Genomic DNA, 15,206 nt, shown 5'->3' with positions numbered 1-15,206 from the left:
GGAACACCGGGACGCCGGAGGGTGTTCCCCGCGCGGAGCCGCCGGCGCGTCGCACGTGCCCGGCCCGGAGCGTGCGTCGGCTGCCCACCGGGCGGTGGGCAGCCGGCCGGTCCGTCAGACGGCGGCCCCGCGGTCGCGCAGCCAGGGCAGCGGGTCCGCCGGGGCGCCGGCGTCCGGACGGACCTCCAGATGGAGGTGCGGGACGGTGGCGTTCCCGGTGGCGCCGACGCGGCCGATCACGTCGCCCGTGTGGACCCGGCCCGCCGTTCTGACCATCGAGGACAGGTGGCAGAACCACAGCTCCGTGCCGTCGTCGAGGGTGAGGACGATGCGGTAGCCGTAGGCACCGGCCCAGCCCGCCTGGGTGATGGTCCCGTCGTGAACGGCCTTGACCAGCGTGCCCGTTGGGGCGGTGAAGTCCTGCCCGGTGTGCTCCGCGGCCCAGCGGTCACCGGCCTGCCCGAAGCCGGTGCCGAGGGTGTACGAGGAGACCGGGGCGGCGACGGACGTCTTCGCCTGGTGGGCGGGGTGCTCGGCCTCCGCCACCGGGTGCCGGGCCTCCGGCGCCGCCGCCTGGTGCTCGGTCTCCGCGGCCGCCGTGCCCTGCGGCTGCGCCGCCTCCTCCGTGGTCGCGGTCGGCTCCGCGGCCTCCGGCTGAGGGCCGGGCGCGTCCTGGGCCGTCTGCGGGGCGGCGGCCTGCTCCCCGGTGCCCTGCCGGGTGTCGGCCTGCTGGAGGATGCGGTGGCGCAGCGCCTCGGCCGGGCCCGCGGGGCGGGTGGCCCCGGCGGCCTCGGGGGCGGCAGCGGCCCGGGAGGGCGCCGCGGTGCTGCCGGCGGCCGCGGCGGAGAGCGTCGCGGGCGCGTCCTGGAGCGTCCCGGCGGTGTCGTCGACCGCCCCGCCGGGGTCGGGCATCGATATCGGCACCGGCGGCCGGCCCTCGGCCGCGGCCACCCCGCTCGCGCCGACCGCCGCGATCACGCCGACGCCGAGCGCCGTGCCGCCGCGCGCGAGACCGACGCCGCGCGGTCTGGCCACCCGGTGCCGGCCGCGGAGAGAGCGGCCGGCGTCGCCGTCGTCCGCCTCGTCGCCCGGGAGCCAGTCGTCCGCGTCGCCGTCGCCCGCGAGGCCGGGGGCCGGCTCGTCACCGGACGGCCGGCCCTGCGCCGGCTCGCCCTGGGGCCCCTGGGGTGCCTGGGGCACCGGCGATGTCCGGGCCGCCTGGGAGGACTGGTCATGGAGGAACGGCTCCTGAGGCGGCATGCCGTCCGTCAATTCCCCGTGGGCCACGGGGAATTGGGCCGGCACGACGGGAGAGCCGGGACCGGTGGGGACGCCGAGACCGGCGGGGCCACCGAGACCGACCGCGGCACCGAAGTCGGCGGGGCCGCCGAGGCCATGGGTGGACGGGCCATGAGGCGCGGGCCTGTTGGACGCCACGGGGGCGCTCTCCTTTCCTTCCTTCTCGCCTACCGGGTTAGCTGACGGGTTCGGAGCAGGAAGGTCTCCTACAAGCACCCCCTGGCGAGAGGCGCCCGATTCACCCCAAGATGGTGGTTCCCCGGTTCCCTCGACTCAATTCCCGGCATTTCCAGGCGGACCCGACAGCGCCCGCGAAACCGGCCGATCCGGGCGAGTCGACACGGGTCGAGGCACGGGTCGCAACCGTTCGAACCGTCGGCTCGGGCGGGTGACATGAGGGCGTTCTGGACGTGCGGGAACAGCGCGTACAGGATTCGGCGTCGGCGCACGGTGCCGCCACTGGCGACGGCTGGGACGACCGCGCTCCGTTATCGGACAGTAATAGAGACGGCGAGGGAAATCCAAGCGTTCCCACGAATCCGCGGGCGTTCCGAAAGCCCCTCACAGGAGCCCGGGCGAGGACTTTTGCTGTCATCTCGTCCGTAAACGGGGCGAGTTGACACCGCTCGACCAAACGATCTCGCAACGATTGTGCGCCAGTTGTTATGCGGAGGGGCGCATCGCGATCACGGAGCGTGAGGGCGATAACGTCGCCTCATGGTCGTCAACGTCGCGAACACCGGAAACGCCGGGAACTCCGTCAGCAACCCGCAGGAAGTGGCGGCCAGGTACCGGGAGTTCTCCTGGCAGCAGGCGCGGGGCCGGTCCGACGCCCACGAGGAGCTGGCCGCCCGGATCGGCCGGGACGACGAACTGTGCGAGCTGCTCGCGGCCTCGCTGCCGGCCGGCAACAAGCAGCAGCCCAACCTCCTGCTCGCCGCGGTGCGCTATCTCGACGGCCCGCACGCGGAGTCGGGACCGCGCGGCGAGTCGGCGTACGGGCGCTGGCGCGAGTGGACCATCCGGCACTGGGACGAGGTCCGCGCGGTGATCATGAGCCGCGCCACCCAGACCAACGAACCGGCCCGCTGCGCCACGCTGCTGCCCCTGCTGGCCCGTCTGCCGCAGCCGCTGGCCCTCCTGGAGGTCGGCACCTCGGCGGGGCTGTGCCTGCACCCGGACCGCTACCGCTACCGGTACGTCCAGGAGGGGCGGCCCGGGGAGTACGGCCCTTACGGGAGCGACGGCGGGGAAGGCGGCGCGGTCCTCACGGGCGGCGCCGCGGACAGCCCGGTCACCTTCACCTGCCGGACCAGCGGCCCCCCGCCCGGCGGCGACGGCGACGCGGCGGCACTGCCCGGCACGCCGCCCGAGATCGTCTGGCGCGGCGGCATCGACCTGGACCCGCTCGACCCGGTCGGCGAGCCGGACGACCTGCGCTGGCTGCGCGCCCTCGTCTGGCCCGGCGACGAGGCCCGTACGGCGCGGCTCTCGGCGGCCGTCGAGGCGGTGCGGGGCGCGCCGCGCCCGGTCCTGGTGCGCGGCGACCTGATCGACGAGCTGCCGGCGCTGGCCGCCCAGGCGCCGCCCGAGGCGACCCTCGTGGTGTTCCACAGCTCGGTGCTGAACTACCTTCCGCCCGCCCGGCGCGAGGAGTTCGCCCGCCTCGTGCGGTCGCTGCTCGCCGAACGGGACGGCGGGGGCCACTGGATCTCCCAGGAGCACCACAGCGTGCTCCCGTGGATCGGCGCGCCGGAGCACCGCTCCACGGGGCCGGACGACGGCCTGCTGCTGACCCTCGCCCTGGACGAGCGCCCGGTCGCCCTGACGGGCCCGCACGGCCAGCACGTGCGCTGGCTCGGCCCCGCACTGCCGTAGGCGCACGGGGCGGCCGAGCTCGGCCCGGAGGAGGCGCCCTCAGTGCCCTATGCCCCCAGGGGGCGCTGGACCGCCACCAGGGCCATGTCGTCCGCGGGGCCCCCGCGGGTGTGCCGGGCGACGTCCTCGACCACCACGTCCAGCAGGTCGTCGGGCCCGCTGAACTGACTGCCGCGCAACCGGGCGCGCGGGTCGTAGAACCGGCCGGCCCGGTCCCGGGCCTCGGTCACCCCGTCGGTGAACAGGAGCAGCAGCGCCCCGGCCGGGAGGAACGTCTCGTCCGAACGGTCCGGCCGGCCGCCCAGGTCGCCCAGGCCGAGCGGCAGCGCGGCGGTGGACGGGACCAGCTCCCGCAGGCCGCCTTCGGGGGTGAGCAGCAGAGGGGGCGGGTGGCCGCGGTTGAGGACGCGCAACAGGGACCGGTCGCCGGCGGGGATCTCCGCCAGTACGGCCGTGGCGAAGCCCTCCTGCTCATCGAGGCCGGCGCGGCGCGCGCCCTCCCGTCGGAGGGCCCGTTCCAGCCGGTGCGCGACCGCCTCCAGGGTGGCCTCCTGCTCCGCCGCCTCCCGGAAGGCGCCGACCACGACCACCGCGGCCTCCACCGCCTCCAGGCCCTTGCCCCGGACGTCGCCGACGATCATCCGCACGCCGTGCGGGGTGTCCTGGACGGCGTACAGATCGCCGCCGATACGGGCGCCGGCCCGGGCACCGACGTAGCGCGCGGCGATCGCGAGACCGGCCAGACGGGCGGGCGGCACGGGCAGGACGGCCCGTTGGGCGGCCTCCGAGACGTCCCGCTCGGAGGCCAGCCGGGCCTCGCCGGCCCGGACGACCCGGTTGATGGCGAGCGCGAGCAGGGCCACCACGACGACGGTGCTGACCTCGGTCGCCGACTGCTGGTAGTCCTCGACACCGTGGAAGACGGCGAGCAGGAGTTCGCTGACGACGGCGGCCAGGGCGATGCCGGCGGTGGCCCACAGGGGGTACAGCGGGGCCGCGATCAAGGGGGCGGCCGAGAAGAACGGGGCCGCGGTGTACCGGGCCGGCGTGGCGACGTCGAAGAGCACGCCGATGACGACCAGGGCGACGGGGAGCCGGCGCGCGAGCCGGCGGCCGGGCGGGGTCGTCCGCTCCCGGCGCGCCCGCCGCGCCGCCTCGCCGCCTCGAAGCATCCGCACCGGCCTCCACTCCGCCCGCCCGGTGACGCCCGGCGCGGTCCCGGCACCGCCGCGGCCGCCGCGCGCCGCCGTTCCGCTGCCGGCCGCCGCCGTGCCGTCGTACGCCGTTCCCACGGGTCGTGCCGCTTCCAGGCTTGCCAACACCGCACCACCCGGCGAGTCCTCCTGAGCCGAACGGGGTAGAAGCAGGCTGGGGCCACCCCACCCCCTACGGGCCTCGTCCCCTCACCCCTTACGGACCACCCCGCCCCCGGCCACCGCCCCGCCCCCTCCTCCGCCCTCGCACTGACGGACCGTGGCGTGCGCATGGGCGAGGAAGCGCCGGGTCAGCGGGTGCCCGTTGTGCCGCGGGAAGACGATCTGCAGCGGCATCAGGGGCGCGTCGGGGATCGGCACGAAGGAGACGAACGGGTGCACCCGCTGCCGCCCGATCGACTCCGGGACGACCCCGACGCCCCGGTTCCCGGCGACCGCTTCCAGCCACTCGTCGAAGTTCCCGCAGCGGACGGCGATTTCCGGCCGCTCGCCGGGCGGCCACTCCGAAGCCTCCGTCGTCCCGCCGGTCTCGTTCAGCACCAACGGCATACGGGCCAGCTCCCGCCAGCCGACCTCGTCCCGCGCCGCGAGCGGGGAGCGCACCGACACCGCCGCGATCCGCCGCTCGTGCAGCAGCGTCTCGGCGGCCAGGCCCGGCACGGCGATGTCCCCGCGCAGGATCGCGACATCGACGTCGCCGCTGTCCACTCCGGCCAGGGCCGCGTCCCGCCGGTAAACCCGCGCCCCGACCCCGGTCTCCGCCTCGAACCGTTCGATGGCGGCCTGCGGCCAGGTGGCCGGAAATCCCCAGGCGAAGCCGATACGGAAGAGGGGCGCGTCCAGGTCCGGGAGGAGCGCCGCCTCCAAACGGGGCAGCAGCTCGCGGAGTTCGCCGTACAGCCGCTCGCCGGCCGCGGTGAGCGCGACCTGGCGGGTGGTGCGCTCCAGGAGGCGCCGGCCGAGCAGCTCCTCCAGGCGGCGGATGGTGCGGCTCACCGTCGGCTGCGACAGGCCGAGGCGGTCGGCGGCGCGGGTGAAGTGGCGCTCCTCGGCGAGGGCCAGATAGCAGCGGAGGTGGTGCAGCTCGATCCCCGGTATCGCCATGATCGAAATCCTAGGCGGCCGTGTGACGGGCCGGGCGGGGGCCGGGCGGCCCGGGCCGTCCGACGCACCGCGCAGGGCGCCCACGCCCCCTTCCCGGCCCGCCCCGCCCCACCTCCGCGCCTCAACCGGCCGCCGCACCACCGTCGTTCACCGCCCCGCGCCGTCGCCGTCCACCGTCCCCGTGCTCCTGCCGTCACCGTCCCCGCGGGCCCGCCGTTCAGCGTCCCCGTGCCGCGGCCGTCCCCCGCCGCGCCCGCGTCCCCGCCCCGATCACCAGGAACGCCGCCCCGGCCACCCCGCACAACAGCCACATCGCCGCCTGGTTGCCCCGGAGGAAGAGGTCGCCGGCGAGCGCCTCCACGGCACGCCCGTCCCACCCGGTGTGCGCCCGCAGCAGCCCGGCGCCCGCGGCGGGATCGGCGACGGCCCGCGCCGTCCACGCCCCGCCCGGCAGATGGTGCGCGGCGAGCGCGGCGTCCAGCGCGTCCCGCGCCGCCCAGCGGTAGACGGCCATCCCCACCGCCAGCCCGATCGCCCCGCCCAGGTTGTGGAAGGTCCAGGACGAGCCGACCGCCGTCCCCGCCAGCCGCTCCGGTACGGCCGACAGCGCGGCCACGGTGGCCGGCCCGAGGACGAGGGCCCAGCCGATGCCCATCAGCGCGAACGCGACCACCACGGACGCGAGCCCGCTGTCCCGGTCGAACCGCGCCTGGAGCGCCGCCGACAGCCCGAACGCCACGAACCCCCCGCAGAGCAGCAGCCTCGGCGGGCAGCGGTCCACCAGCCGGCCCACCACGGGCGACAGCACCGCCATCACCGCCGTGCACGGAAGCAGCATCAGTCCGCTCGCGGCGCCCCCGTAGTGGCGTACGGACACCAGGTACAAGGGCATCAGAAAGAACGCCAGGCAGTAGAAGAACGCCAGGGAGAAATCGGCGGTGAGCGCACCGAGGAAAGTGCGGTTCGCGAACAGCCGGAAATCTATGAGCGGCGCCGCGACTTTCCGCTCCACGACGCAGAACGCCGCGACACCGGCGATTCCCACGGCCAGCAGACCGAGAATGCGGCCGGACGCCCATCCCCACGAATCGCCGAGTGTGAGAGCGAGAACAACTGCGGGCAGGGCGAGGCTGATCAGCGTCAACCCCGGCCAGTCCGGCTTTCCCACCTCCGCGTCGCGCGCCCGCGATTCCCGTACCGCGGAAACGCACACCGCCAGCCCGACGGCGGTCAGCGGCACGTTCAGCCAGAACACCCACCGCCAGTCCAGCCAGCCGACCACGAACCCGCCCAGCATCGGCCCGATCGCCAGGCCGAGGCCGTTGACGCCGTAGAGCGCCCCGATGGCCCGGCCGCGCTGCTCCGGCGGGAAGGTGTCGGAGACCAGGGCGCCGGTACTGGTGTAGAGCACGGCACAGGCCGCCCCCTGGACGAAACGGCAGAGGATCAGCACCCGTACGTCCCCGGCGAACCCGGCCGCCAGTGAGGCGACGCCGAACACCGCGGTCCCCGTGTACAGGACCCGCCGCCGGCCGTGGTGGTCCGCGAGCCGCCCCATCGTCACCGTGAACATCGACAGCGCGACGATGAAGATGTTGACGATCAGCTGGAGCTCGGTGACCGTGGCCCCCATGTCCCGCTGAACGGCCGGCGCCGCGGTATTGACGATGGTGAGATCGATACATCCGAGGAAACTGATGATGCTCAGCCCGGCGAATGCCCGCCATCTCCGGGCCGCCCCGCCCCTTTTGCCGGCGGGCCGCGCATCCCGCACGTCCCCGCCCCTCGCGCACTCAGCAGAATTCACGCACTCGGTCGCCACAATTCCCCACCCTCGGACCGGCGGACAATACCCACGCCACTCCCCCGTCTTTCCGTCTTCCGTCTTTCCCCGACGACGCTAGGCAGGGCATCCCGCCCGGACAAATAGCCGCCCCGTCCGACTCATACGCCCGCCACATCAATCCGCGAACCGCCCCCCGGCGGCGTACTGCCCGCCCCGCCGCGCCGCCCCGGCACCCGCACACGACAAACGGCGCCCCGACCGCCGTACCGGTCGGAGCGCCGCTCCTCACCTCACCGGAGCACCATGTGCTCCCTCTGGTGGGCCATCAGGGGCTCGAACCCTGAACCAATGGATTAAAAGTCCACTGCTCTGCCAATTGAGCTAATGGCCCGCACCGAGCAGCATAGCCCGAGGACGCGCCAGAGCCCGAAGGCATTGTGGATCTGGCCGATCCCCGGCGTGCCGCGGGCCCGCCCCGCCGCCCGCGATTCCGCAGCTACGGGCCGTATGCCGCACTCCCGGAAGGCGCCCCGCAGTACCGCGCACCCGGTACGGCACGCGCCCCGCAACGCGCCAACACGCACGCCGCCACCCCCGCCACGCGTCCCCCGCGACGTCTCAACGCACAGGGCCCGTACGGCACTTCCGTGCGGTACGGGCCCTGGAGAGCCGTGAAGGCTACCGGCACCGGCCATGGGCCGGGCGGCCGGCAGGGGCCGGGTCAGCCGTTGCGCTTCCAGCGCGGCTTGTCCTCGCGGCGGCCGAAGCCGGACGCGCTGTTGGAGCCGCGGTGGTCGTCCCGCCGGCCGTACGGGCGGTCGCCGCCGGAACGGTAGCCGGAGGTCGGCCGGCCGCCGGGGCGGTCGTCACGGTTGAACGGGCGGTCGCCGCCGCCGGAACGGTAGCCACCGGAGGGGCGGCCGCCGCGGTCATCGCGGCCGAACGAACGGGCCGGGCGCTCACCGCGGTCCCGGTGGAAGCCGCCGCGGTCGTCGCGCCGGTCGTCACGACGGTCGAAGGAACGGCCACCACGGTCGTCACGACGATCCCGAGCGAAACCACCGCGGTCGTCACGACGCTCGTCACGACGGTCATCGCGACGCTCGAAGGAACGGCCACCACGGTCGTCACGACGATCCCGGTCACGATCCCGACCGAAACCGCCCCGCTCGTCACGCCGCTCGTCACGACGGTCGAAGGAACGGCCACCACGGTCGTCACGACGATCCCGAGCGAAACCACCGCGCTCGTCACGACGCTCGTCACGACGGTCATCGCGACGCTCGAAGGAACGACCACCACGGTCATCCCGACGATCCCGGTCACGATCCCGACCGAAACCGCCCCGCTCGTCACGCCGCTCGTCACGACGGTCGAAGGAACGGCCACCACGGTCGTCACGGCGGTCGTCGCGACGCTCGTACGGCCGGCGGTCGCCCGGGCCGGGCTGTGCCGGCACGGAGGCCGCCGCGGCCTCGGCCACCGTCTCCGCGGCGGCCTTGGCGGACGCCGCCAGCGCCTCCGCCGGGTCCTCGCCGCGCTCGCGGGCGGCCCGCGCGGTCAGCCGGTCGGCCTCCTCGCGCAGCTCCGCGGCGCGGCGCTGGACCCGCTCCAGCTCCTTGGTGAGGACGCCGACCTCGCGCTCCGCCTGCTTGGCGGTGTTGTTCGCCGACTCGGCCTGGACCTCGGTGAGCGAGCGCGCGCCCGTGATCCGGGCCAGGTCCTCGTCGAAGGCGCCGGCGCCGCCGACGATGTGCCGCGAGGCGTCCACGCCCGCGTCCTCCATCAGGCGGAAGATCTGCCGGCGCTGGTGCGGGAGGGAGAGGGAGACGACGGTGCCGGACTGGCCGGCGCGGGCGGTACGGCCCGAGCGGTGCAGGTAGTCCTTGTGGTCACCGGCCGGGTCGACGTTGAGGACCAGGTCGATGCCGTCGACGTGGATGCCGCGGGCGGCGACGTCGGTGGCGACCAGCGCGTTGAGGTAACCGTCCTTGAAGTCCGCGAGCACCCGCGTACGGGCGCCCTGCGTCATGCCGCCGTGCAGCGCGTCCGCCGTCACGCCCGCCTCGATCAGCTGCTCGGCGACGCGCTCGGCGCCCAGCTGGGTGCGGACGAAGATGATGGTGCGGCCCTTGCGGGCGGCGATCGCGGCGGTGACCGGCGCCTTGTCCTTCGGCTTCACGACGAGGACGTGGTGGGTCATGGTCGTGACGTTGCCCTGGGCGCTGTCGACCTCGTGGCTGACCGGGTTGGTGAGGTAGCGCTTGACCAGCGTGGAGATCTCGTTCTCCATCGTGGCCGAGAACAGCATCCGCTGGCCGCCGTCGGGCACCTGGTCCAGCAGCTCGGTGACCTCGGGCAGGAAGCCCAGGTCGGACATCTGGTCGGCCTCGTCGAGGACGGCGACCTGGACGTCCTCCAGGGAGCAGGCACCGCGGTTGATGATGTCGCGCAGCCGGCCCGGGGTGGCGACGAGGATGTCGACGCCGCGCTCCAGGGCGTAGATCTGGTTGCCCATGGACGTGCCGCCGCAGACGACCTTCATCTTCAGGCCGAGCACGTCGCCGTAGGGCTGGAGGGCGTCCGCGACCTGCATCGCGAGCTCGCGGGTCGGGGTGAGGATGACCGCGCGCGGCTTCTTCTTCTCGGTGCGGCCCTCGGCCAGACGAGCCAGGGTCGGCAGACCGAAGGAGAGCGTCTTGCCGGAGCCGGTGCGGCCGCGGCCCAGGATGTCCTTGCCGGCCAGCGCGTCCGGGATGGTCGCGGCCTGGATCGGGAAGGGGGTGGTGACGCCGTTCTGGGCGAGCTTGCGGACGACGCCCTCGGGCAGGCCGAGGTCCGCGAAGGTCACGGTGGCGGTGTCGCCGTCCTCGGCGGCGCCGGCGGCGTCGTCCTCGGCCGCGACGGTCTCGACGGTCTCGACGAGCTCGACGGTCTCGGGCGCGGTGGCCTCGACCGTCTCGGACGCCGGCTGCTCGGGCTGCTCGTCGTGCGCGGGCAGGACGGACTGATCAATGGAAACGGACATGCGAAATGCGAAACCTTCCGGAGTCTCGGCACGCGCCCACAACTCCGTGTGATTTCACCAAGACCGCCTCTATGCGGTCAGCCACGGTAAGGGAGAGAACGCGCCACACGGCGCGCTGTTTTCAAGGCGCCGGGCAAATGGGATCAAACGATCTACCACCATACGCACCCAGGCACCCACAACGCAAATGGCCTCGTCCGGGCCCGTTTCTCAGGCGTCCCACTCCACCTGGGGCGACACCGGCGAGGACAGCGAGGCCATGCCGCCGCCCGGCTCGGACCCGTGCGCGGGGGCCGACGCGGACGCGGCGGCCGACGACTTCGGGGAGTACTTCGGGGCGAGCGGCGACGGCCCGGACGCCTGGGCGCCGCCGCCCGGCGACGCGGAACCGCCCGGCGGCCGGCTGGGCGGCGCGCTCGGCGAGCCGGGCGCCGGCGCGCTGGACGACGGCGGCGGGCCGGACCGGGACGGCGAGGGCCGCGCGGATCCCGAGGAGCCGCCCGGGCCGGAGGTCGCGCCGTGCCCGGGGCCCGGCTCCGGGCCGGACGGCCGGGCCGGCCGGTCGGGCGCGGCCGGCACCGCCGGCGAGACGGACGGCACCGCGCTCGGCGACGCCCCGGCGTCCCCCTCGCGGTCCTTCACGGCGTCGCCGCCCGCCGGACGGCCGGGGCCGTGGCCCGTCCGCCGGTGCCCGTCGCCCCGCCCGTCGGCGGTCGGCCCGCCGCGGCCGGGAGCCCCCGCCTTCCCGTCGCCGGGCCGGGCGGCGCTGCCCGACGGCGCGGGGCGCCCGGGATCGCTGACGCTCATGCAGCCGGCCAGCGCGACGGCGCACGCGGAGACGGTCACCGCCGCGGCCGCGACCCGTGCCATCGAGCGCGCGCCCGGCCGCCGCGCGGGCACCCTGGCGGTGGACGGGTCGGCGGCGGACGACGGGCGAGGGGGCATCGGGCACACGGGCGGGACCTCCGGGATCCGGGGCGCAGGGACGGCGTCGGACGCCCTGCCCAACTCCCGCCCCCCGCTTGAGGACACGCGGCGCCGGACACCCGCGCCGCATCCGCCCGCCAGACTTCCGCGCGCCCCGGCCCGCCGCCCCTCAGCCGTAGCCGAGCGCGTGCAACCGCGCGTCGTCGATGCCGAAGTGATGCGCGATCTCGTGAACGACCGTCACCTCGGTTTCCGTGACCACGTCCTCCTTGGTGGCGCACATGCGCAGTGTCGGACCGCGGTAGACGGTGATCCGGTCGGGCAGGACGCCCGCGTACCACTCGCCGCGTTCGGTGAGCGGGGTCCCCTCGTAGAGCCCGAGCAGGCCGGGGTCGTCGGCCGGGGGCTCGTCCTCGACGAAGACCGCCACGTTGTCCATGAGCCGGGTCAGCTCCGGCGGGATCCGGTCCAGCGCCTCGGCGACCAGTTCCTCGAACTCCTCGCGCGTCATTTCCAGCACGTGGCCATTGTCCGCCACCGGGCCCCGGCCGGGCCCGCGCCGGCGGGGCGTCTCCCGGCGGCCTTCCGCGGGCCCCGTCCGCCGCCGAAGCGGAGCCGTCCCGTCCCGCATGACGGACGGGCACGGCGGGCATACGGGACCAATGGCCCGCGCCGCGCGCTCCCGGACACCACGACCCGACCCGCCAGGCCGCCACCGTCTCCGCCTGCCGGGCCCCCGCCGCCCCGGCCACCGCCGCGCCGCCGCCCGCGAGCGGTCCGGCGCACCGGGGAAGCTGTTCACCGCCCTCCGCCGCCGGTCCCGCCCGTCCGGCCGTACGGCCCCGGGCAGCCGGCTCGCGCCGGCCGCGCGCCCGTATGCCCGGGCCCTCGGGCTGGTGGCGGTCAGCCTGCTCGGTGCCTGGCTGGGGCTGCTGCTGCTCGGCGGCGTCCGGGCGCCGGTCGGCCCGATGGACACCAGCATGACGCTGCGCCCCTCGCTGACCGGCGGCACCCGGATCACCGTCCCGCCCCTGGGCGACCTGGAACTGGACAGCCACGCCGCGCCGGTCCGCCTCGACGTCGCCGTCGACCGGCTGGACCCGGTCCGCTCCGCCGCGCTGGTCGACCACCCGGAGCGGTTCGCCGGGCTCCAGCGGCAGGTCACCCACGACGTGCTGCGCGGCGCCGCCGGCCTGGTGGTGACCTCCTGTGCCGCGGTGGCCGGCGGCGCCACCGCGCTGGGCCTGGTCGTCTACCGCCGGCCGCGCCGCGCGCTGGCCGCCGGCGGCCTCGCCCTGGCCCTGCTCAGCGCCTCCGGGGCCGCCGCGTACGCCACGTGGAACCCCAGGTCCGTCCTGGAGCCGCGGTTCTCCGGGCTGCTCTCCTCGGCCCCGTCCGTGGTCGGCACGGCGCGCAGCATCGTCAGCGAATTCGACGTCTACCAAAAGGAGTTGGCGCGCCTGGTCACCAACGTCAGCAAGCTCTACGACACCGCCTCGACGCTGCCCGCCTACCGTCCCGACCACACCACCCTCCGCGTCCTGCACGTCTCCGACATCCACCTCAACCCGGCCGGCTGGCACCTCATCGCCTCCCTGGTGAAGCAGTACCGGATCGACGTGATCATCGACACCGGCGACACCATGGACCACGGCTCGGCCGCCGAGAACCACTTCCTGGACCCGGTCGCCGCCCTCGGCGCCCCGTACGTCTGGGTCCGCGGCAACCACGACTCGCGCACCACCCAGCGCTATCTGGCCGGCCGCCGGCACGTCACGGTCCTCGACGACGGCCGGGTCACCCAGGTGGCGGGGCTGCGGATCGCGGGCGTCGGCGACCCGCAGTTCACCCCGGACCGCTCGGTGGCACCGGCCGGCGACACGGCCGAGCGCACCGCCGGCGGCCGGCTCGCCGACGCGCTGCGCACCCAGCGGCTGGCGGGCACCCCGGTGGACATCGCGCTGGCCCACAACCCGGTCGCGGCGGCACAGACGGACGGCCTGGTGCCGCTGGCCCTGGCGGGCCACCTCCATCAGCGCGTGACCAGCACCCTGTCCCGGGGCACCCGGCTGATGGTCGAGGGCACCACGGGCGGCGGCGGGCTGCGCGCGGTCCAGGACAAGAAGCCGGCGCCCGTCGAGGCGTCGGTGCTCTACCTGGACCGCACCACCAAGCGGCTCCAGGCGTGGGACGAGATCACGCTGGGCGGTCTGGGGCTGACCCGTGCCGAGGTCAGCCGCCATCTGGCGCGCGAGAACCAGCCCGGGACACCGGGCGCGACCCCCTCCCCGAGCCCGTCGGCGAAGCCGTCCGGCCGGTCCGGGTAAACCGTTTTGGCGAACGGTCCTCCCATCCCATATGCTTCTCACGTCCCCGACGGGGCCGGTAACGGCACCAAGGCGGGCCATCAGCCCTCATCGTCTAGTGGCCCAGGACGCCGCCCTTTCAAGGCGGTAGCACGGGTTCGAATCCCGTTGGGGGCACGCACCACCGTGTGCGAGACTGGTTCACGCCACTCGCGCAATGCAAGGTCCTGTGGAGCAGTTTGGAGTGCTCGCCACCCTGTCAAGGTGGAGGCCGCGGGTTCAAATCCCGTCAGGACCGCTGCGGCTGGGTAGCTCAGTTGGTACGAGCGTCCGCCTGAAAAGCGGAAGGTCGCCGGTTCGACCCCGGCCCCAGCCACACCCATTGGGAGAAGGTCCCGGTTCACTGCGAACCGGGACCTTCTTCGTTGTCCGGGTTCCCGGGGCCCCCGGGTTCGTTGTCCGGATGCCCTCCGAGTCGTCCCGGACGTCCTCCGATCGAGTACCGCTCTCCGAACGAGTACCGCTGCCGGGTCCCTTCGCCGGGGGGCGGGCCCGCGCGGGGCCCGCCGGGTCAGGCGCCGGCGGCGTGCGCGGGCGCGGGGGACGGCTCGCGGCCGCCCGGATGGCGGTGCCGCCAGACCCAGAACACCGTGCAGGAGACCGCCGACCAGCCGGCCAGCACCAGGAACGGGAAGGCGTGCTGGTGGCCGCCGAAGTAGACCGCGGTGTGCTGGGCGTTGACCGAGGCGCCGGGCGGCAGCCAGCGGCCGATGGCGCCGAGGACGGACGGGAGCAGCGGCCAGGACACCGCGCCGCCGGACGAGGGGTTGCCCAGGAGGACCATCAGGCCCCAGGTGGGGATCATCGCCCAGCGGCCCATCAGGGTGTTGAACATGGTGAAGACCATGCCGGACGTGAACATCGTCAGCGCGAGGATCATCCAGGACTCGACGAACGGCAGCCGGAGCGCGCCCAGCCACCAGTCGGCCACCGCGGCGATGGCGAAGCCGCCGAGCAGGGCGTAGGCGAGGATGAACGCGATCCGCTCGGGCGGGTTGAGGCCGCGGGCGTGCACGCTGAGCTGGATGGCGCCGACGAAGCCGATGATCACGGCCGCCAGGGAGATGTAGAACAGCGCCAGGCCGCGCGGGTCGCCCTTCTGCAGCGGCTTGATGTCGCGGACGGTGACGTGCACGCCGGTGGCCGGGCCGACCTTGGCGGCGGCCTCGGAGAGCAGCTGGGCGACGGACGCGCCCGAGGCGCCGGCGACGTCCAGTTCCACGCCGGAGCCGCGGGCGCGCAGCACCGCGTACTCGCGCTGCTCGTCGACGGCGTTCCGGGCGGCGTCGTAGGTGGCGTACCCGGTGAGCCGGAGGGAGGCGTCGAGGGCCTTCTCCATGCCGGCGACGAACGCCTTGTGCTGCGGGGCGGCGGGGGTGGTGACCACGGCGGTGGGGATGTGCCGGGGGGCCGGGTTGGCCATGGCGTAGGTGTAGGAGCCGGCGAAGAGGCCGGCCGCGGCGGCGAGGATGAACATCAGGACGACCGCCGGGAGGAACGGCGATCTCTTGAAGGCCGCCCAGTGTTCGGGCCAGGTCCGGGGCCGGCCGTGTGCGCCGTGCGGGACGGTGTCGCCTTCATGATCATGCATGACAAACACGCTA

General features: G+C 74.8%; 10 protein-coding genes, 4 tRNA genes and 1 riboswitch. Of the genes, 5 read left to right on the top strand and 9 right to left on the bottom strand.

Annotated features, from left to right (window positions below; all coding sequences use genetic code 11):
* Positions 1 to 114: 114 nt before the first annotated feature.
* Positions 115 to 1,437 (bottom strand): M23 family metallopeptidase, encoded by a 1,323-nt coding sequence (locus ACRAS8_RS19230; protein WP_438487267.1) that lies wholly within the window; start codon positions 1,435 to 1,437, stop codon positions 115 to 117.
* Positions 1,438 to 1,448: 11 nt separating this feature from the next.
* Positions 1,449 to 1,595, bottom strand: a riboswitch (cyclic di-AMP (ydaO/yuaA leader).
* Between the two features lie 421 nt (positions 1,596 to 2,016).
* On the opposite strand from ACRAS8_RS19230, the gene ACRAS8_RS19225 reads away from it, so the two are divergent.
* The gene (locus ACRAS8_RS19225) at positions 2,017 to 3,177 is read left to right on the top strand and encodes a DUF2332 domain-containing protein (protein WP_438487266.1); all 1,161 of its coding nucleotides are present in this window, start codon (positions 2,017 to 2,019) and stop codon (positions 3,175 to 3,177) included.
* A gap of 47 nt (positions 3,178 to 3,224) precedes the next feature.
* Here ACRAS8_RS19225 and ACRAS8_RS19220 read toward each other — a convergent pair whose 3' ends face one another.
* The 7 genes from ACRAS8_RS19220 to ACRAS8_RS19190 all read right to left on the bottom strand — a co-directional run bounded on the left by ACRAS8_RS19220 (position 3,225) and on the right by ACRAS8_RS19190 (position 11,756).
* The gene (locus tag ACRAS8_RS19220; protein WP_438490533.1) at positions 3,225 to 4,349 is read right to left on the bottom strand and encodes a PP2C family protein-serine/threonine phosphatase; all 1,125 of its coding nucleotides are present in this window, start codon (positions 4,347 to 4,349) and stop codon (positions 3,225 to 3,227) included.
* Positions 4,350 to 4,580: 231 nt separating this feature from the next.
* Positions 4,581 to 5,495, bottom strand: a complete 915-nt coding sequence (locus tag ACRAS8_RS19215; protein WP_438487265.1) for a LysR family transcriptional regulator — start codon at positions 5,493 to 5,495, stop codon at positions 4,581 to 4,583.
* Positions 5,496 to 5,712: 217 nt separating this feature from the next.
* Complete coding sequence (locus ACRAS8_RS19210; protein WP_438487264.1) at positions 5,713 to 7,269, bottom strand: MFS transporter; 1,557 nt, start codon at positions 7,267 to 7,269, stop codon at positions 5,713 to 5,715.
* Between the two features lie 327 nt (positions 7,270 to 7,596).
* Positions 7,597 to 7,672: transfer RNA gene (locus tag ACRAS8_RS19205), tRNA-Lys, on the bottom strand.
* 330 nt (positions 7,673 to 8,002) lie between these two features.
* On the bottom strand, positions 8,003 to 10,309 hold the full coding sequence (locus ACRAS8_RS19200) for a DEAD/DEAH box helicase (RefSeq protein WP_438487263.1): 2,307 nt from the start codon (positions 10,307 to 10,309) through the stop codon (positions 8,003 to 8,005).
* A gap of 210 nt (positions 10,310 to 10,519) precedes the next feature.
* Complete coding sequence (locus tag ACRAS8_RS19195; protein WP_438487262.1) at positions 10,520 to 11,254, bottom strand: hypothetical protein; 735 nt, start codon at positions 11,252 to 11,254, stop codon at positions 10,520 to 10,522.
* Between the two features lie 151 nt (positions 11,255 to 11,405).
* Complete coding sequence (locus ACRAS8_RS19190) at positions 11,406 to 11,756, bottom strand: metallopeptidase family protein (protein ID WP_438487261.1); 351 nt, start codon at positions 11,754 to 11,756, stop codon at positions 11,406 to 11,408.
* Between the two features lie 142 nt (positions 11,757 to 11,898).
* On the opposite strand from ACRAS8_RS19190, the gene ACRAS8_RS19185 reads away from it, so the two are divergent.
* From ACRAS8_RS19185 to ACRAS8_RS19170, 4 genes are all read left to right on the top strand, one after another.
* Positions 11,899 to 13,563 (top strand): metallophosphoesterase family protein, encoded by a 1,665-nt coding sequence (locus ACRAS8_RS19185; RefSeq protein WP_438487260.1) that lies wholly within the window; start codon positions 11,899 to 11,901, stop codon positions 13,561 to 13,563.
* Positions 13,564 to 13,646: 83 nt separating this feature from the next.
* Positions 13,647 to 13,719, top strand: a tRNA-Glu gene (locus tag ACRAS8_RS19180).
* Positions 13,720 to 13,765: 46 nt separating this feature from the next.
* A tRNA-Asp gene (locus ACRAS8_RS19175) sits at positions 13,766 to 13,840 on the top strand.
* A 4-nt stretch (positions 13,841 to 13,844) separates the two neighbouring features.
* A tRNA-Phe gene (locus tag ACRAS8_RS19170) sits at positions 13,845 to 13,918 on the top strand.
* 195 nt (positions 13,919 to 14,113) lie between these two features.
* Here ACRAS8_RS19170 and ACRAS8_RS19165 read toward each other — a convergent pair.
* Entirely contained in the window at positions 14,114 to 15,193 is a 1,080-nt protein-coding gene (locus ACRAS8_RS19165; protein ID WP_438487259.1) for an ABC transporter permease, read from the bottom strand.
* Positions 15,194 to 15,206: the final 13 nt, after the last annotated feature.

The organism is Streptomyces sp. S186, assembly GCF_051603415.1.
Lineage (GTDB): Bacteria > Actinomycetota > Actinomycetes > Streptomycetales > Streptomycetaceae > Streptomyces.
The sequence above is the reverse complement of the archived record's forward strand: the minus strand, read 5'-3'. Positions and strand labels throughout refer to the sequence as shown.